The organism is Streptomyces sp. SAI-135, from assembly GCF_029893805.1.
In the GTDB taxonomy this organism is placed as follows: Bacteria; Actinomycetota; Actinomycetes; order Streptomycetales; family Streptomycetaceae; genus Streptomyces.
The window spans coordinates 6,751,245-6,768,303 of record NZ_JARXYP010000002.1; the positions used below are offsets into that span (position 1 = coordinate 6,751,245).

Sequence of the window (17,059 nt, forward strand, 5' to 3'; positions counted from 1 at the left end):
GCCGGACGGCGGCGAACCAGGACCTGTTGCGGGCGGTAGCGAGTGGGTGCCCGCAATACCAGACAGAACAACGTGCCACGGGAACAACGGGGCACTTCAGGGCGTTTTCGCCCGTACAGGGAGGCGGCATGACAGAGACGGCGAGCGGTCCGGCACGGAGTTCCCGCGCCAAGGGCACCAAGGCGGCTGCGAACAAGGGCCTGCGTATCGAGCGGATCCACACCACCCCCGGCGTGCACCCGTACGACGAGGTGGCCTGGGAGCGCCGTGACGTCGTCATGACCAACTGGCGCGACGGCTCGGTCAACTTCGAGCAGCGTGGCGTCGAGTTCCCCGACTTCTGGTCGGTGAATGCGGTCAACATCGTCACCAGCAAGTACTTCCGCGGTGCTGTCGGCACCCCCCAGCGCGAGGTGAGCCTCAAGCAGCTCATCGACCGCATCGTGAAGACGTACCGGAAGGCCGGCGAGGACTACAAGTACTTCGCTTCGCCCGCCGATGCGGAGATCTTCGAGCACGAGCTGGCGTACGCCCTCCTGCACCAGATCTTCAGCTTCAACAGCCCTGTGTGGTTCAACGTCGGCACGCCCCAGCCGCAGCAGGTCTCGGCCTGCTTCATCCTGTCCGTCGACGACTCCATGGAGTCGATCCTCGACTGGTACAAGGAAGAGGGCATGATCTTCAAGGGCGGCTCCGGCGCCGGCCTGAACCTCTCCCGCATCCGCTCCTCCAAGGAACTGCTGTCCTCGGGCGGCAACGCCTCGGGTCCCGTCTCCTTCATGCGCGGTGCCGACGCCTCCGCAGGAACGATCAAGTCGGGCGGCGCCACGCGTCGCGCCGCCAAGATGGTCATCCTGGACGTCGACCACCCCGACATCGAGGACTTCATCGAGACCAAGGTGAAGGAGGAGGAGAAGATCCGCGCCCTGCGTGACGCGGGCTTCGACATGGACCTGGGCGGCGACGACATCACCTCCGTCCAGTACCAGAACGCCAACAACTCGGTCCGCGTGAACGACCGGTTCATGAAGGCCGTCGAGCAGGGCGGCAAGTTCGGTCTGACGTCCCGCATGACCGGCGAGGTCATCGAAGAGGTCGACGCCAAGGCGCTGTTCCGCAAGATGGCCGAGGCCGCGTGGGCCTGTGCCGACCCGGGCATCCAGTACGACGACACCATCAACCACTGGCACACGTGCCCGGAGTCCGGCCGGATCAACGGCTCGAACCCCTGCAGCGAGTACATGCACCTGGACAACACGTCCTGCAACCTCGCCTCGCTGAACCTGATGAAGTTCCTGAAGGACGACGGCAAGGGCAACCAGTCCTTCGAGGTCGAGCGCTTCGCCAAGGTCGTCGAGCTCGTCATCACCGCGATGGACATCTCCATCTGCTTCGCGGACTTCCCGACCCAGAAGATCGGCGAGAACACGCGCGCGTTCCGCCAGCTCGGCATCGGCTACGCCAACCTCGGCGCCCTGCTGATGGCGACCGGCCACGCCTACGACTCCGACGGCGGCCGCGCCCTCGCCGGGGCCATCACCTCCCTGATGACCGGTACGTCGTACAAGCGTTCCGCCGAACTCGCCGCGGTCGTCGGCCCGTACGACGGCTACGCCCGCAACGCGCAGCCGCACCTGCGGGTCATGAAGCAGCACTCCGACGAGAACACCAAGGCCGTCCGCATGGACGACCTGGACACGCCGATCTGGGCCGCCGCCACGGAGGCCTGGCAGGACGTGCTGCGTCTCGGTGAGAAGAACGGTTTCCGTAACTCCCAGGCGTCCGTCATCGCCCCGACCGGCACCATCGGTCTGGCGATGTCCTGCGACACCACCGGCCTTGAGCCCGACCTCGCTCTGGTCAAGTTCAAGAAGCTGGTCGGCGGCGGCTCGATGCAGATCGTCAACGGCACCGTCCCGCAGGCCCTGCGCCGCCTGGGCTACCAGGAGGAGCAGATCGAGGCGATCGTCGCCCACATCGCCGAGCACGGCAATGTGATCGACGCCCCCGGCCTCAAGCACGAGCACTACGAGGTGTTCGACTGCGCCATGGGCGAGCGCTCCATCTCTGCGATGGGCCACGTCCGCATGATGGCCGCGATCCAGCCGTGGATCTCCGGCGCCCTGTCCAAGACGGTCAACATGCCGGAGTCGGCGACCGTCGAGGAGGTCGAGGAGATCTACTTCGAGGCCTGGAAGATGGGCGTCAAGGCGCTCGCCATCTACCGCGACAACTGCAAGGTCGGCCAGCCCCTCTCCGCGAAGACCAAGGAGAAGGAGAAGGCCGAGGTCACTGAGAAGACCGAGGCGACCATCCGCGAGGCCGTCGAGAAGGTCATCGAGTACCGCCCGGTCCGCAAGCGCCTGCCCAAGGGCCGTCCCGGCATCACGACGTCCTTCACGGTCGGTGGCGCCGAGGGGTACATGACCGCCAACTCCTACCCGGACGACGGTCTCGGCGAGGTCTTCCTGAAGATGTCCAAGCAGGGCTCCACCCTCGCGGGCATGATGGACGCGTTCTCCATCGCGGTCTCCGTCGGCCTCCAGTACGGCGTGCCGCTGGAGACGTACGTCTCGAAGTTCACCAACATGCGCTTCGAGCCGGCCGGCATGACGGACGACCCGGACGTGCGGATGGCGCAGTCGATCGTCGACTACATCTTCCGCCGCCTGGCGCTCGACTTCCTGCCCTTCGAGACCCGCTCCGCGCTCGGCATCCACTCCGCCGAGGAGCGTCAGCGCCACCTCGAGACCGGCTCCTACGAGCCGACCGAGGAGGAGGTCGACGTCGAGGGGCTGGCCCAGTCGGCACCGCGCGCCCAGGAGCTGAAGGCGGTCGCCACGCCCAAGGCCGAGGTCGAGGCGGCCAAGCCCGCCCCGCAGCAGGCCCACACCAGCGCCGAACTGGTGGAGATGCAGCTGGGCATCCAGGCGGACGCCCCGCTGTGCTTCTCCTGCGGTACGAAGATGCAGCGGGCCGGTTCCTGCTACATCTGCGAGGGCTGCGGTTCGACCAGCGGCTGCAGCTGATCTGAGTCGGCCGTCCAGGGCGGTGCAGTCGGACATCGACTGCACCGCCCTCGGTCTTTTCCGTTTCTCCACGTGACGATCACACGTTAGGCTCCCCCAGCGCACGACCGGCGCGAACAGCAGGGTGGGGGACACGGGGAACATGGCTGAGCAGCAGACCGCCGATGCGGCGCAGGGCGTGAGACAGCCCGAGAAGGCGCCGAACGAGTGGGGACAGGCCCTGGCGGCACTGGTGGTGGTCGGGGGGCTCGCCGCTCTTGTGTTGTCAGGGACCTTTCAGCAGAAGTCCGGTGACCCCGAGCCGGCCGAGTGCCATAGGTCGGGAGACGCCCGGCCGTCGAAGCCCGTCTCAGGTGTTCAGTTGTGCACGGCGCTGAACCGTGCCGACCTGCCGACCCTGCTGGGTACGCCGACCGAGTACGCGATGAACGCCAGCGGCAACGAGAGCGTGGGCGACTGGGCCGACGGCACCAGGACCGTCACGCCCGAGGCGGAGGTCCAGCTGTCCACCTACACGGTGCAGCTCTCCGCGTCCGGCGACGACGTCCCGGTGGCCGAGATGGCCGGGTTCCTGGGCAGTTCGGCACAGAACAGGACAGTCGGCGGGCACCCCGCGGTCCTCTACTCGAACCGGACCGTCGCCCTCAAGTTCAACCTCGGCGGCGGCAAGGTCGACACCGGCCCCGGCGGCATCGCCCGCAGCCTGGTGGTCGCCAAGGACACCGAGGACGGCGGCGGCTTCTACGAGATCTCGATATGGCGTCAGGACGACGTCCCGCCCGACGACTTCGCGTTGTTCCGCGTCGCCGAGACGGTGCTGCCGACGGTCCCGGGCTGGACCGCCGGCTGACACGTCACGCCCGGCCCATGCTCCGGGTGAACGTCGCGGGGTCCTCCTCGAAGCCGCTGATCCCCGGGTGGAAGTCCCAGGTGCCGTCTTCCTGGCGCACGAACTCCGCGACCTTCGCGGCCGTGGCGCCGAGGACGCCGCCGAAGTCGTCCTCGGCCAGGACCGTGTAGCCCTCTCGTATGCGCAGGCCCGGGTTGACCACCCCGACGAAGGTGCGGTGCGCGGAGCGCTGCTGGATGACGGCGCCGACGACCACGCGCGTGTACCGGGCGTCCAGCCGGTCGAGTTCGAGGGTCATGACCTCGTCCCAGCCGAAGCCCTTGCCGTCCTTGCTGTCCCGGTTGAGATAGATGGTGCCGTCGGGGGAGCGGCTGTCGAAGTGCACCACATAGGCGGGATCGCCGTACGGATCGCCCGCCACGTAGGTCGCGGCGACGATGTCCAGGTCGGTGGGCGACTGCCCCGCCGGACTGGGATCCCACTTGAGCGCGACTTCGACCTTGCGGATCCCCTTGTTGATGCCGCTCACCAGATTTTCCCCTTCCCCCTGTGTCCACGGCCCGAACTGCCGGTCGGGCAAGACCGGTTGTCCATCCTGCCACGCGCGTGTGTCACTCGGGGGTCACCTCTGCCGCCGAGCGTGACCGGCGCCACGCTCCCTGGCCTTACCATGGCGCGGTGCTGGTCAAGTGGATTCGCTGCACCGTGGTGGACCGCCGCGGCTTCGAGCGGGGGCAGCGAAAGTGGGCGGGGCTTCTGGGAGAGCCGGGGTTTCGGGGACAGGGCGGAGGCTGGAGCCGGGGGCGGCAGGGTGTGGCGCACATCTTCTCCTTCTGGGAGAGCCGTTCCTTCTACGACTCCTTCATGGCGCGTTCCCATGACCGGCTTGCGGCGGCCCAGTCAGGCACGTTCAAGGACATCCAGGTCAAACTCTTCGACCACCGCTTCGACGTGAAGACGGGCTTCGAGCCCCGCTTCACCGACGCCGACCTGGTGCGGTTCGCCCACTGCCGCGTCCATGAGGAGCGCGCGGAGCACTTCACCCTGATGCAGGAGAAGGTCTGGAACCCGGCGATGGCCGGCTCACCCGGCATGATCCGCGGCCTTTTCGGTGAAGCCCCGGGGAACGAGTTCCTGGTGCTCTCGATGTGGCGGTCGGCCGCGGAGCACGGCAAGTACCGCAGCGAGCGTGTGGAACGGCTCGCGCTCCGGGCGCAGACCGAAGCGGATGTCGCCGCCCTCACGGGCGACATCCTGGACCTCGAACCGGCCTGGACCGTTTGACATCCGGACCGACCGGACGTGCGCCTCTGGGTGGCCGATGGTGCGGGAAATGTGTGACCTACGCCGTATGGAGGCCGTACGAGTGCTCGATCCGCCCCGACCCGATCTAGGGTCTTGGCATGGCACGACCACGGCGAATCGTCCTTGTCCGGCACGGGGAGTCAACGGGCAATGTTGATGACACCGTGTATGAGCGCGAGCCCGACCACGCCCTGGCCCTGACGGAGCAGGGCTGGCGGCAGGCAGAGGAGACCGGCAAACGGCTGCGTGAGATCTTCGGTCGTGAGCGTGTCAGCGTGTACGTCTCCCCGTACCGCCGTACCCACGAGACGCTCCGGGCCTTCCACCTGGACCCCGAGCTCATACGAATGCGTGAGGAGCCCCGGCTGCGGGAGCAGGACTGGGGGAACTGGCAGGACCGGGACGACGTACGGCTCCAGAAGGCGTACCGGGACGCCTACGGGCACTTCTTCTACCGGTTCGCCCAGGGCGAGTCCGGGGCCGACGTGTACGACCGGGTCGGTGGCTTCCTGGAGAGCCTGTTCCGCAGCTTCGAGGCGCCCGACCACCCGCCGAACGTCCTCATCGTGACGCACGGCCTGGCCATGCGGCTGTTCTGCATGCGCTGGTTCCACTGGACGGTCGCCGAATTCGAGTCGCTGTCGAATCCGGGGAACGCCGAGATGCGGATGCTCGTTCTCGGGGACGACGGCAAATACGCGCTTGACCGGCCCTTCAAGCGCTGGCGGGAGCCGGAGCCGTACGGGATCACCGATTAGATCACCGATTAGAGTGGCAGACCGATGACCGCTGACTCCGCACCCGACGACCGCCTGCAGCGCGCCCTGGCCAGTCTGCGTGGCCTGGCCGTGGGAGACGCACTGGGTTCGCAGTTCTTCGTGCCGGTGAACTACCCCTTGCTGAAGAACCGCGAGCTGCCGTCCGGCCCCTGGCAGTGGACCGACGACACCGAGATGGCCTGCTCGGTGGTGGCCGTCCTGGCCGCCCACCACCGGGTCGACCAGGACGCCCTGGCCCGGTCCTTCGCCGAGCACCACGACTTCGACCGCGGTTACGGGCCCGCCGTCAACCGACTGCTGCGGCTGGTCCGCGAGGGCGGCGACTGGCGTGAGCTCGCGGCGGCCCTCTTCAACGGGCAGGGGTCCTGGGGCAACGGCGCCGCGATGCGCATCCCGCCCCTCGGCGCCTTCTACGCGGACGATCCGGAGCAGGCGACCCACCAGGCGGAGATCTCGGCGTACCCCACGCATCAGCACCGCGAGGCCGTCGTCGGCGCCATGGCCGTTGCCGCGGCCGCCGCGCTGGCCGCCGCCCCCGGCGGACCGCCCAGCCCCGGGGCGCTGCTGGACGGCGTCATCGCGCTCGTTCCGAAGAGTGCCGTCGGCGCGGGCCTGCGGCGGGCCCGCGACATGCTCGACTACGGCGACGCCTCCACCGTCGCGGCCGTGCTGGGCTGTGGGCGGCGTACGACGGCTCATGACACCGTGCCGTTCGCCCTCTGGTCCGCCGCCAGGTCCCTGGGCGACTACGAAGAGGCGTTCTGGACGACGGCCCAGGTCGGTGGTGACGTGGACACGACCTGCGCCATCGTGGGGGGCGTGATCGCGTCGGGGAAGGCCGGGGCGCCGCCCGCCGAGTGGGTGCGACGGACCGAGGCGTTTCCGGAGTGGTTGCGGACGGAGTAGAAGCCCGGCATCCGTCACCGTCACATCGCCGAAACTCTCCGTGCCCGCTGGGAACTCTGCGTAATCGGACGCTCGTTGTCATGACAGTCGCTGTGGCAGTCGCTCTGCGACGAACGGGTCGGCGCGCGCACGGGGTGCGAGAGGGGCGGGGTGCGGTGATGGGGTGGCTGCTGCTGTTCGCTCGGCTGTACGTGGTTCTTCCGGTGCGGATGGCCGGACTGTCGTCCTCGCCGTCGGTCCCCTGGACTCGGCCCGGCCATCCGCGGCTCGTCGGGAGCCCGGCCCCGTCAGCCGAGCCCCGGTCCCGCCGTGCCGGCGAGCGCCTCCAGGTCGCTCTTGCGGACCTTGATCACCAACCAGGCGCTGACGAGGGCGAGTACGGCCATCGAGGCGGCCGCCACGAAGCCCGACGAGATGCCCTGGGCGAGTACCTCGTGACCCCACGGGGCGGGCAACTGGTGCGTTTTGGCGAACTCCGCCTTTTGCTCTGCCGAACCGTCGGCCATGAAGTGCGGCAGTTGCTTCTCCGCCTCGTCCTTGCTGGCCGACCCGAACACGGTCGTCAGGATGGACAGACCGAGCGAACCACCCACCTGCTGTGTGGTGTTGAGCAGCCCGGAGGCCGCGCCGGCCTCGTGCTGGGCGACACCGGAGACCGCGGTGATCGTCAGCGTCACGAAGTTCAGGCCCATGCCGAAGCCGAAGATCAGCATGGGGCCGAGCACCCCACCGACGTAGGAGCTGTCGGAGCTGATGAGGGCCTGCCAGGCGAGTCCGGTCACGGCGAGCGCCGAGCCCGTGAGCATGAACGGCTTCGGGCCGAGGACCGGCAGGAACCGCTGCGACAGGCCCGCGCCCAGCGCGATGACGACCGTCACGGGCAGGAAGGCGAGACCGGCCTCGATCGGGGTGTAGTCCAGGACGTTCTGGACGAAGAGGACGATGTAGAAGAACATGCCGAACATCGCGGCGGCGAGACTCAGCATGATCACGTAAGTGCCCGAGCGGTTGCGGTCGGCGAACATGCGCAGGGGGGTGATCGGCTCCTTGGCGCGCGACTCGATGAAGGCGAAGGCGAGCAGGAGGACCACGGCCGTACCGAAGGACCCGAGGGTCAGACTGTCGCGCCAGCCCTCGTCCGCGGCACGGATGAAGCCGTAGACCAGCAGGGCCATACCTCCCGTGGAGGTCAGGGCGCCCGCGATGTCGAAGCGGCCGCTGTGCCGTTCGGACTCGCTGATGTACAGCGGCGTGAGGACGGCGATCAGCACGCCGATCGGCACGTTGACGAAGAGCACCCAGCGCCAGTCGAGCCACTCGGTGAGCATGCCTCCCGCGAGCAGGCCTATGGCGCCACCGCCCGCGGAGACGGCGGCGAAGACGCCGAAGGCCCTGTTCCGCTCGGGCCCTTCGGGGAACGTGGTGGTGATCAGCGCCAGCGAGGTCGGCGAGGCGATTGCGCCACCCACACCCTGCAGGACGCGGGCTGCCAGCAGCTGCCAGGGCTCCTGGGCCAGACCGCCCAGCAGCGAGGCGAAGGTGAACAGCAGGATGCCGGTCATGAAGACCCTGCGGCGCCCGAGGATGTCACCCGCCCGGCCGCCCAGGAGCAGCAGGCCGCCGAAGGTGAGCGTGTAGGCGCTGACGACCCATGTGAGGTCGGTGGTGCTGAACTCGAGAGCGTCTTGAATGTGCGGCAGCGCGATGTTCACAATCGTCGCGTCGAGTACGACCATGAGTTGGCAGGCCGCGATGACGGCGAGCGCGATGCCGGGTCGCCCTGCCCGGCGTGCAGCGCCTGGTTTCTGATCATCGATCAACTGAGAGGTAGTCACTATGGGTCCCCCACAAGCGGCTTAGTGAACGGTCGCGTTCACTGTCGCGTCAACGGTAGTGAGTCCCCAGTAGTGAACGCAAGCGTTCACTTAAGTTTGTTGGCGCGTGGCGTATCCCCCTATGCCGCCGCGCGCTGTCCCGCCCCTCCCCGGAAACCCGCTTCCACTGTTCGCTGGAGACACTCAGATGGTTACCTCGCGCTGGACGGCCGCCCCCGCTCAGACGGCCTCCCTCCGTCGGCGCGGCGCCGTGCTGGAGCGTGCGATTCTCGACGCCGCGCTGGAACAGCTCAGTACGGTCGGCTGGAACGGCCTCACCATGGAAGGCGTCGCCGCCGGAGCCCAGACCGGCAAGGCCGCCGTGTATCGCCGCTGGCCGTCCAAGGAGGACCTCGTCGCGGACGCCCTCCGGGCCGGACTGCCGCCTTTCGCCGAGGCGCCCGACCTCGGCGGGGTGCGCGAGGACCTGCTCCAGCTGTGCCGTCAGGCGCGGGAGGCGATGTTCTCGCGCCCCGGACTCGCTCTGCGCTCTGTCATTCACGAATGCGATCAGGCTCAGGCCGAGCGCTTCCATGCCGTGATCTTCAACGGAGTCGTGGAGCCGAGCATCAAGCTGCTTCGCGAGATCATCACCCGCGGAATAGAGCGGGGAGAGGTGCGCCCTGATGCGGCGAACGACTACGTCTTCGACGCCATCCCCGCCATGATGATGTACCGCTCCAAGATGCGCGGTAGCGAATGGGGCGACGACGATCTCGAAGAGATGATCGACCAGTACGTGCTGCCGCTGCTGCGGTCGAGCGGACGTTGAGCGCTCTTCGTGAGGGTCCCGGCACCGTCCGGGGAAACCGGGGTGTCGCAGGGTGATCCGAGCGGCGTACGCTAAGGGCGCCATGCCGTACGAACCGCCTACTCATACCGTCGAGCGCTCACTTCGTGCCACGACCGGAGCGAAGATCATCGCCGGTGTCGACGAGGTGGGGCGAGGTGCCTGGGCCGGCCCCGTCACCGTCTGCGCGGCGGTCACCGGCCTGCGCCGACCGCCCCAAGGCCTCACCGACTCCAAGCTGCTCAGCGTCAAACGTCGCACCGAACTCGCAGAGGAACTGCGGACATGGGTGACGTCGTACGCCCTGGGACACGCGTCTCCGGAAGAGATCGACCACATGGGGATGACAGCCGCCCTGCGGACCGCCGCCGTGCGAGCCCTGGAGGCTCTCCCGGTCCGGCCGGACGCGGTGATCCTCGACGGGAAGCACGACTATCTCGGGACGCCCTGGAAGGTCCGGACCGTGATCAAGGGCGACCAGTCCTGTGTGGCTGTCGCCGCGGCCTCGGTGATCGCCAAGGTTCAGCGCGACAAAATGATGGCCGAACTGGGTATCGACCATGCAGACTTCGGTTTCGCGGCCAACGCCGGGTATCCCTCACCCGTGCACAAGGCCGCGCTGGAAGTTCGGGGCCCCACCCCGTACCACCGGTTGTCGTGGGCGTATCTTGATGCGCTGCCTCAGTGGCGGCACCTCAAGAAGGCCCGCAGCTGGGCGGACGGAAGCGTTCCGGAGATCGAGGGCCAGCTCGGCTTCGATTTCTGACGATCCGCTCGCACTGATGTGCCACCCGCTGGCGCGATCCGCACCAACGTTTGATAAAAATCAGCCTATGCCTCTCATTCCCGAGGAGCCTCAGATTCACGAGAGTGCCCAGGGTCCCCGCGCCACTCCGGCCAGCGGCCGCACCGCGCCGACCCCCCGTCCCGTACCCGGTCCACGCCCTGTGGCTCCGCCGCGTCCCGGTCGTCCCGGCCCCCTGCGGCCCGCGCCGCCGGTGCAGCGGACGCCGCACGACGTGGCCGTGGCCAAGCCCGCAGTGCCGGGTCCCGCTGCCCGTCCCGCCCCGGCCCCCGCTCCTGCCTCGGTTTCGGCGGCTCCGCAGATCCAGCTCATCCCGGCCTCGGCCGCCGGTGCGCTCGACGCTGCCGAGGAAGCCGTGGACCTCCTGCTGGAGTCGGGCCGTGCCCCCGGTGAAGTGCTGGTGATCACCACCGGCGAACAGCATCCGTGGGCCGCCCATGAGCTGTCCTTCGGCGAGGCGGCCTACTGGGGCCAGCACGACGCCGGCGACGACGTGTTCTACGCGGACGCCTCCGCGGCCTCGCGTGCTGCGTCCCGTCCGGTGGTCGTGGTCGCCGTCAACGGCGGTTCCGCCGCCGCTGTCACCGAGGCCCTGCCGCTGGCCCACTCCCGGGCCGGTGCCCTGCTGATCGTCTGCGGAGACCCGCAGCAGATCAACTCGGTGCTGGGCGCAGGCGTCTGAGCCGGTTTCGGTGCCCCGCAGGGACACGGGGGGTGAGGCGAGGTGCCGCTCGAGCGGCACCTGCACGGCGGGTAAGTCGGCGTGCCCATGGCTCACCGGATGTCCGGCTCGGACTGTATGCCGTGCCAGTGCCGGAAACGTGTGCTCGGCGCCATGACACCGAGGGCCGGGCGCCACGACGTCGCGCGAGTGGGTCCGGCGGCAGGGACGCAGGGCCGTACGTCACGGACGTACGGCCGAAGAACGGTGATCGGGGCGGGTCTGCTCAGCGGGCCGCCGCGCGGCGCAGTACCTCCGAGGCGGCGCCGCCGGTGCGCGGGAGCAGAGGCGGTGACTCGGAGGTGGCGAAGGGCTCCGGCGCGGAGTCCGCGTTCGGCCGGCGGCCGCCGCGTCCCTCGCCGAGCACCTGCCACCCGTCGCGCGTCAGCGTGATGTATGCCCCGCAGCGCAGCCCGTGCAGGGTGCAGGCGTCACGCAGACCCCACATCCACGCGCCGTCCTCCTGCGTCCAACGCGCGTCGCCCTCACGGCAGTAGAGCAGTACGGCGGTGCGCACCGGGGTGCGGCGCCGCAGGTCGTGCGGGATCACCCGGCGCAGCTGGGCCAGCAGCGTGTTCCGGAACATCCAGCCGTCGGCCGGCGCCGGACGGCGCGTGAACGAGGCGCTGGCACGCAGCCGTTCGTCCGGGTCGAGGACCGCCACGATCGCGGTCGCCGGTTTGGGACGGTGCCGCGAGTGCAGCCCACTGACGACCTCGCGCGGGTTGCGCAGCAGCGGGATGCCGGCCTCGGCCCACTCGGCGGGTTCGAGCAGACGGGCCAGAGGGTTGGCGGATGCGGCGGACAGGTCGGCTGACGACGTGGACGCCGCGGAGGACGGAGCGAATCCGAAGGTCACGGTCCTCCCTTCGGCTACGCGCCCATACGGCGGGCGGGGTCGGATTCGGGGGAGCGCGCACCGCAGCAGAGCCCTACCGGTCAACGGGCGAGGCCGTGCGGGGAGCGGACCTCAATTCTTCCTGTCGAACTTGGTTGCGGCAACGAGCAATTGGGCTCGCCGACCCGAATCAGACGGTTCGTGGCTTATATCCCTACCCAGTGTTTTGCCGGGCGACGCCTGGGACCTCCGGGCCAGGCAACTCCGGGCCCGGACAGGTGCGCACGCGCGAGGCGAGCAGTCGCTTCCGGTGCCTGCTCAGCCACGTACGGCCAGCACCAGAGGCAACACCCCCTGGGCGCCTGACCGCAACAGCAGCCGGGCGGCGACCGCGAGGGTCCAGCCGGTCTCGGTCATGTCGTCGACGAGCAGGACCGGACCCGCGGCCGTCTGCAGCGCTTCCCGCAGGGGCGGCGGCACGATGAGTGCCCCATGCAGGGCGCGCAGTCGCTGAGCGCTGTTGGAACGGGGCAGGGAGAGATCGTCGGAGTGGTCCGTGTACGCGAGGGACCCCAGGAACGGCAGGCGGCCGACGGCGGAGATCCGACTTCCCAGCGAGTGGACCAACTGGGGTCGGCTGCGTGAGGGAACGGTGACCACTCCGACGGGACGGGCCGGTGCGTCCGGGGCTCCGGAGGCCCAGCCGTCGGGCGACCTGGCCCAGTCGGCCAACACGGTCACGACGGCGTTCGCCACGTCGTCGGGAGCAGGGCCGTCCGGCGTCTGGGGTGCGAGCAGCGGCCGGAGACGGTTGCCCCAGCCGATGTCCGACAACCGCCCGAGGGCACGGCCGGGCAAGGCCTGCTCGCCGGGTGGAATACGGCCCTTCAGGTCGACGCCGATGGCCGGCAGGCCCGTGGGCCACATGCGGCGGGGCTCCACCACCACACCGGCGCGGGAGAGCGAGCCACCTGCCGTGTCCAGGGCGGCGGGGGAGATGTCTGCGGGGAAACGGGGACCGGCGCAGTTGTCGCAGCGGCCGCAGGGAGCCGCCTGCTCGTCGTCCAACTGCCGTCGCAGGAACTCCATGCGGCAGCCAGTGGTGGTGGCGTAGTCCCGCATGGCCTGCTGTTCGGCGGCGCGCTGCTTGGCCACCCAGGCGTAGCGCTCGGTGTCGTACGACCAGGGAGCTCCGGTGGCGATCCAGCCGCCCTTGACCCGATGGACCGCGCCGTCCACGTCCAGCACCTTGAGCATGATCTCCAGACGGGTGCGGTTGAGCTCCACCAGTGGTTCGAGCGCGGGCAGCGACAGCGGCCGGTCCGCCCGGGCGAGGGCGTCCAGAGTGCGTCGCACGGCCTCTTCCGGCGGGAACGCGACGGACGCGAAGTAGGACCAGATCGCCTCGTCCTCACGGCCGGGCAGGAGCAGCACCTCGGCGTGCTCGACACCGCGTCCGGCGCGGCCGACCTGCTGGTAGTAGGCGATGGGGGAGGACGGTGAGCCGACATGCACGACGAAGCCGAGGTCGGGCTTGTCGAACCCCATGCCGAGCGCGGAGGTGGCCACCAGCGCCTTGACCTTGTTCGCGAGGAGAGCCTCCTCGGCCTGCTGGCGCTCGGCGTTCTCCGTCTTTCCCGTGTACGAGGCCACGGTGTGCCCGCACTGCCGCAGGAAAGCGGTGATCTCCTCGGCGGCGGCCACCGTCAGCGTGTAGATGATGCCGGAGCCCGGCAGGTCGTCCAGGTGGTCGGCCAGCCACGCCAGCCGGTGGGCGGCGTCGGGCAGGTGCAGCACGCCGAGGCTCAGGCTCTCGCGGTCGAGCGGACCGCGCAGGACCAGCGCGTCCGAGCCGGTGCCCGTGCCCAGCTGCTCCGCCACGTCGGCCGTGACCCGGGCGTTGGCCGTGGCGGTGGTGGCCAGGACCGGCACCCCGGGAGGGAGATCGCTGAGCATGGTGCGCAGCCGGCGGTAGTCGGGGCGGAAGTCGTGGCCCCAGTCGGAGATGCAGTGCGCCTCGTCCACGACCAGGAGGCCGGTGGCCGCGGACAGTTCGGGCAGGACGTTGTCGCGGAAGTCCGGGTTGTTGAGCCGCTCGGGGCTCACCAGCAGCACGTCCACGGTGCCCGCGGAGACCTCGGCCCGGATGGTCTCCCACTCCTCGGGGTTCGAGGAGTTGATGGTCCGGGCGTGAATGCCGGCTCGGGCAGCTGCCTCGACCTGGTTGCGCATGAGCGCGAGCAGCGGAGAGACGATCACGGTCGGTCCGGCGCCGCGCTCGCGCAGCAGGGCCGTCGCGACGAAGTACACCGCTGATTTGCCCCACCCTGTGCGCTGGACTACCAGGGCCCGGCGCTTGTCGGCGACCAGCGCCTCGATCGCCCGCCACTGGTCCTCGCGCAGGCGCGCCGATCCGGTGCTGTCACCGACGAGCCGGACGAGGATCCCGTCGGCAGCCTCGCGCAACTCCGTCTTGCTCGTGTGCGTCATGCCCCCATACAACAGGACGCCTCCGACAACGGGGCTGCGCGGCGGCTCGGCTGTGGACGACGGCAGACGGCTTGTCGTGGCCCTGATCGGACTTATCCACAGGCTCAAACGGAACATCGAGATCCGCGAGATCGTCTGCGCATGACGAATCACAGCGAAACGACGGGACCCGCCGCAAACGGCAACAACCGGGGGCGGAACGGTGACGGGTGGGCCAACGGCGGAGAGGACGGCGGCGGGCAGATCGGCGGTCGGCGGAACGGCGAGGAACGGATCCGCCAAGGGCGGAACAGCGACGGACCTCTCAGCGACGGACGAGCGAGTGACGGACCGGACAACGACGGCTCGCGGATCGGCAACCGCGTCGGATTCGACGCCCATGGCGCCGAACACCAGGTCACGCTGCGGACTCCCGGCGAGCTGGCGGACGCCGTGCCCTACCTCCTCGGGTACCGGCCAGAGGACAGCATCGTCCTGGTGGCCCTGCACGACCGCGGCGGCCGCGGCCGGTTCGGGGGGCGCGCCCGGCTCGGCATTCCGGCGAACAAGGACGACTGGCCGGCCGTCGCCCGGCAGCTCGCCCACGGACTGATCACCGGAAGTGAGCGCAGGGGCGGCCGCCCCGAGCAGATGGTCGCCTACCTCTGTCAGGAACCCGGAGCGGGCGAGACGGGCAGGCAGATCACGGAGCGGCTCGCCCCGCTCGCCGGGCTGCTGCGCACGGAGTGCGGCCGACTCGACGTTCCGGTGATCGAGGCGTTGTGCATCTCTGACGGCCGTTACTGGTCGTACTGCTGTCCGAGCGAGGGGTGCTGCCCTGCGGAGGGGCTTCCGATGGGACTGCCCGGCACGTCGGTGCTCGCCGCCGCGGCCACGTACGCCGGACTGCAGGTGCGCGGCACACTCCGCGAGCTGCGGGCCAGGCTGCAGCCGTGGGAGACCGCGGCCGCCCTGGAACAGGAGGTCGCCCTGGACACCGCCGGCATGGCGCTGATCCCCAGGATGCTCGACCAGGCGAGCCGGGTGGACGTGGCCGAGAACACGTTGCGCCTGGCCAGGCGCACCATGACCCGCTTCGCCGAGGCGGCACCGGTGGCGGGCACCCTCCAGGCCGACATGCGGGACGACGGACTGCTCGGTCACGACGACGCGGCGGAACTCATTCTCGGTCTGCAGGACCGCACGACCCGGGACCGCGCGGCCGAGTGGATGGAGGCGGAGGAGGCCGGACCGGCCCTTCGTCTGTGGCGCGCTCTGGCCCGCCGATGCGTCGGACCGTACGGCGAGCATGCGGCGGCGCCGCTCACCCTCGCCGGATGGGTCGCATGGTCCGCGGGGGACGAGATCGAGGCCCGGGAGGCTCTGGCCATGGCCCTGGGGGCGGATCCCAGTTATCTCTTCGCCCGGCTCCTGCACCAGGCCTGCAACGAGGGACTCGATCCGGAGGCCATCCGCCGGTGCCTGCGTGCGGAACGAGATGGGCGTGAAGGGCGAGAGGGGTACGAAGGGCGGGAGGGGCGTGAGGTCTGCGATGTTCGCACACGGTCCCAGGAGACTGTGCGGTCCGCCGGCGCGGCGACGGCCAAGGCGACGGACGAGCTGACGAGGCCGAACCCGCATGGCTCAGGCGAGGATCCTCAGTGTTCCTCACGGGCCGTAGACGCTCTGCCGACGTGCTCCACCGATGCCGCCGGCGCTCTGCCGACGTGCTCCACCGATGCCGTCGGCGCTCTGCCGACGAGTTCCTCTGCCGCCGACGAGTCTCTGCCCGCGCCACCGCCCACCACCGCCTCCCGCCGACGCAAGCGGGTGCGTCCCGGCGCTCGCGTCGGTGCTCGTCCGCAGCCGGCGGAGGCGGAGGGGCGACAGTCCGACGCTGAGGAATCCCGCCCGCGTTCCCGGTCAACGCGCGGTACACGTCCCGGTGCTGCCCGCCGCACCGCAGGCAAGGAGGACGGGCGCCGTCCCGAAGCCACACGGTCCGGGGGCGGTGCCGCCGAGGAGGAGCGATGAGCGACCGCTGGAGGCGCGTCGCGCGTGAGTGATCACGCCTGTGCCGCAGGGTGACGATCCCGGGCCACCGATCGGCAGTTGCTCCGGACGGTCGGGCGGCGGTTCCGGTCCGCCGCCATTCGGTCGGCTTCCGGGCCCAGGGGCGTGACCCTGTGCAAGCCCGTCCCGTTCACCTGAGTGGCGGAACCCCCTGCCGGACCGTGCCACCGCATCACCCATGTCCTTCAGGAGCCCTGTACCGCACGCCCGACACACCCAGCACACCCGAACCGCGCAGAGCGCAGAGGAAGCACCCCTTGCAGCAGCCGACTCCGCCCTCCACCGCCGAGGGCCGCCCCGCCCTCGGCGCGCCTTCGACGAGGTGGGAAGGAAGCGCCGGTCCGCCGCCGCGGGCCAAGGAAACAGGTATGTCCGAGCCAGGGTTTTCAACTGGCCCCAAGCGCACTGTGGACGTGGCGGACCACCGCCTGGATCCCACTCCGGATCAGGACCGTCGGGACCTCGCTCCCTCGCTGTCGCGGGACCGCGAGCCGTCTCCGTCAGTGGGGCCGGTACAGCGCCCGCCGACACCGGCAGGGCAGGGCCGGATCCCGCCTCCGACGGCGAGCGGTCCTTCCCGCCCGCCCTCACCTGTCCCGTCCGGGCCGCCGCCGCCACAC

At 69.8% G+C, this 17,059-nt stretch carries 13 protein-coding genes; 9 read left to right on the forward strand and 4 right to left on the reverse strand.

The window, feature by feature from the left end; translation table 11 throughout:
• Positions 1 to 128 precede the first annotated feature (128 nt).
• A complete protein-coding gene (locus M2163_RS35090; RefSeq protein ID WP_280895965.1) occupies positions 129 to 3,029 on the forward strand; it encodes a vitamin B12-dependent ribonucleotide reductase in 2,901 nt (966 codons plus the stop codon).
• Positions 3,030 to 3,171: 142 nt separating this feature from the next.
• Positions 3,172 to 3,879, forward strand: a complete 708-nt coding sequence (locus M2163_RS35095; RefSeq protein ID WP_280895966.1) for a DUF6215 domain-containing protein — start codon at positions 3,172 to 3,174, stop codon at positions 3,877 to 3,879.
• A 4-nt stretch (positions 3,880 to 3,883) separates the two neighbouring features.
• Here M2163_RS35095 and M2163_RS35100 read toward each other — a convergent pair whose 3' ends face one another.
• Positions 3,884 to 4,408 (reverse strand): TerD family protein, encoded by a 525-nt coding sequence (locus M2163_RS35100; RefSeq protein WP_280895967.1) that lies wholly within the window; start codon positions 4,406 to 4,408, stop codon positions 3,884 to 3,886.
• A gap of 149 nt (positions 4,409 to 4,557) precedes the next feature.
• Here M2163_RS35100 and M2163_RS35105 point away from each other — a divergent pair, with 149 nt between their 5' ends.
• The 3 genes from M2163_RS35105 (at position 4,558) to M2163_RS35115 (ending at position 6,869) form a co-directional block, all read left to right on the forward strand.
• Positions 4,558 to 5,163, forward strand: coding sequence for a YdbC family protein (locus M2163_RS35105; protein ID WP_280848913.1), 606 nt, complete (start codon positions 4,558 to 4,560; stop codon positions 5,161 to 5,163).
• Positions 5,164 to 5,282: 119 nt separating this feature from the next.
• Positions 5,283 to 5,942 (forward strand): phosphoglycerate mutase family protein, encoded by a 660-nt coding sequence (locus tag M2163_RS35110; protein ID WP_280848912.1) that lies wholly within the window; start codon positions 5,283 to 5,285, stop codon positions 5,940 to 5,942.
• Positions 5,943 to 5,966: 24 nt separating this feature from the next.
• Positions 5,967 to 6,869: an ADP-ribosylglycohydrolase family protein gene (locus M2163_RS35115; protein WP_280895968.1), complete on the forward strand. Its 903-nt coding sequence runs from the start codon at positions 5,967 to 5,969 to the stop codon at positions 6,867 to 6,869.
• 287 nt (positions 6,870 to 7,156) lie between these two features.
• Here M2163_RS35115 and M2163_RS35120 read toward each other — a convergent pair whose 3' ends face one another.
• Positions 7,157 to 8,704, reverse strand: coding sequence for an MFS transporter (locus M2163_RS35120; protein WP_280895969.1), 1,548 nt, complete (start codon positions 8,702 to 8,704; stop codon positions 7,157 to 7,159).
• Between the two features lie 187 nt (positions 8,705 to 8,891).
• Here M2163_RS35120 and M2163_RS35125 point away from each other — a divergent pair, with 187 nt between their 5' ends.
• The 3 genes from M2163_RS35125 to M2163_RS35135 all read left to right on the forward strand — a co-directional run bounded on the left by M2163_RS35125 (position 8,892) and on the right by M2163_RS35135 (position 11,020).
• Positions 8,892 to 9,515 (forward strand): TetR/AcrR family transcriptional regulator, encoded by a 624-nt coding sequence (locus tag M2163_RS35125; protein ID WP_280895970.1) that lies wholly within the window; start codon positions 8,892 to 8,894, stop codon positions 9,513 to 9,515.
• Between the two features lie 82 nt (positions 9,516 to 9,597).
• On the forward strand, positions 9,598 to 10,299 hold the full coding sequence (locus M2163_RS35130; RefSeq protein WP_280848907.1) for a ribonuclease HII: 702 nt from the start codon (positions 9,598 to 9,600) through the stop codon (positions 10,297 to 10,299).
• Between the two features lie 67 nt (positions 10,300 to 10,366).
• Positions 10,367 to 11,020: a hypothetical protein gene (locus tag M2163_RS35135; protein ID WP_280895971.1), complete on the forward strand. Its 654-nt coding sequence runs from the start codon at positions 10,367 to 10,369 to the stop codon at positions 11,018 to 11,020.
• 265 nt (positions 11,021 to 11,285) lie between these two features.
• On the opposite strand, the gene M2163_RS35140 is transcribed toward M2163_RS35135, so the two are convergent.
• The gene (locus M2163_RS35140; RefSeq protein ID WP_280848904.1) at positions 11,286 to 11,918 is read right to left on the reverse strand and encodes a hypothetical protein; all 633 of its coding nucleotides are present in this window, start codon (positions 11,916 to 11,918) and stop codon (positions 11,286 to 11,288) included.
• A 297-nt stretch (positions 11,919 to 12,215) separates the two neighbouring features.
• Positions 12,216 to 14,387, reverse strand: a complete 2,172-nt coding sequence (locus M2163_RS35145; RefSeq protein ID WP_280895972.1) for a RecQ family ATP-dependent DNA helicase — start codon at positions 14,385 to 14,387, stop codon at positions 12,216 to 12,218.
• 141 nt (positions 14,388 to 14,528) lie between these two features.
• Here M2163_RS35145 and M2163_RS35150 point away from each other — a divergent pair, with 141 nt between their 5' ends.
• Positions 14,529 to 16,400, forward strand: a complete 1,872-nt coding sequence (locus M2163_RS35150) for a DUF4192 domain-containing protein (protein WP_280895973.1) — start codon at positions 14,529 to 14,531, stop codon at positions 16,398 to 16,400.
• Positions 16,401 to 17,059: the final 659 nt, after the last annotated feature.

Bases quoted from the DNA above. Each gene is read 5' to 3' on its own strand.
- M2163_RS35090 (WP_280895965.1), top strand. From the start codon at position 129: ATGACAGAGACGGCGAGCGGTCCGGCACGGAGTTCCCGCGCCAAGGGC.
- M2163_RS35095 (WP_280895966.1), top strand. From the start codon at position 3,172: ATGGCTGAGCAGCAGACCGCCGATGCGGCGCAGGGCGTGAGACAGCCC.
- M2163_RS35110 (WP_280848912.1), top strand. From the start codon at position 5,283: ATGGCACGACCACGGCGAATCGTCCTTGTCCGGCACGGGGAGTCAACG.
- M2163_RS35115 (WP_280895968.1), top strand. From the start codon at position 5,967: ATGACCGCTGACTCCGCACCCGACGACCGCCTGCAGCGCGCCCTGGCC.
- M2163_RS35125 (WP_280895970.1), top strand. From the start codon at position 8,892: ATGGTTACCTCGCGCTGGACGGCCGCCCCCGCTCAGACGGCCTCCCTC.
- M2163_RS35130 (WP_280848907.1), top strand. From the start codon at position 9,598: ATGCCGTACGAACCGCCTACTCATACCGTCGAGCGCTCACTTCGTGCC.
- M2163_RS35135 (WP_280895971.1), top strand. From the start codon at position 10,367: ATGCCTCTCATTCCCGAGGAGCCTCAGATTCACGAGAGTGCCCAGGGT.
- M2163_RS35145 (WP_280895972.1), bottom strand. From the start codon at position 14,387: ATGACGCACACGAGCAAGACGGAGTTGCGCGAGGCTGCCGACGGGATC.
- M2163_RS35150 (WP_280895973.1), top strand. From the start codon at position 14,529: ATGACGAATCACAGCGAAACGACGGGACCCGCCGCAAACGGCAACAAC.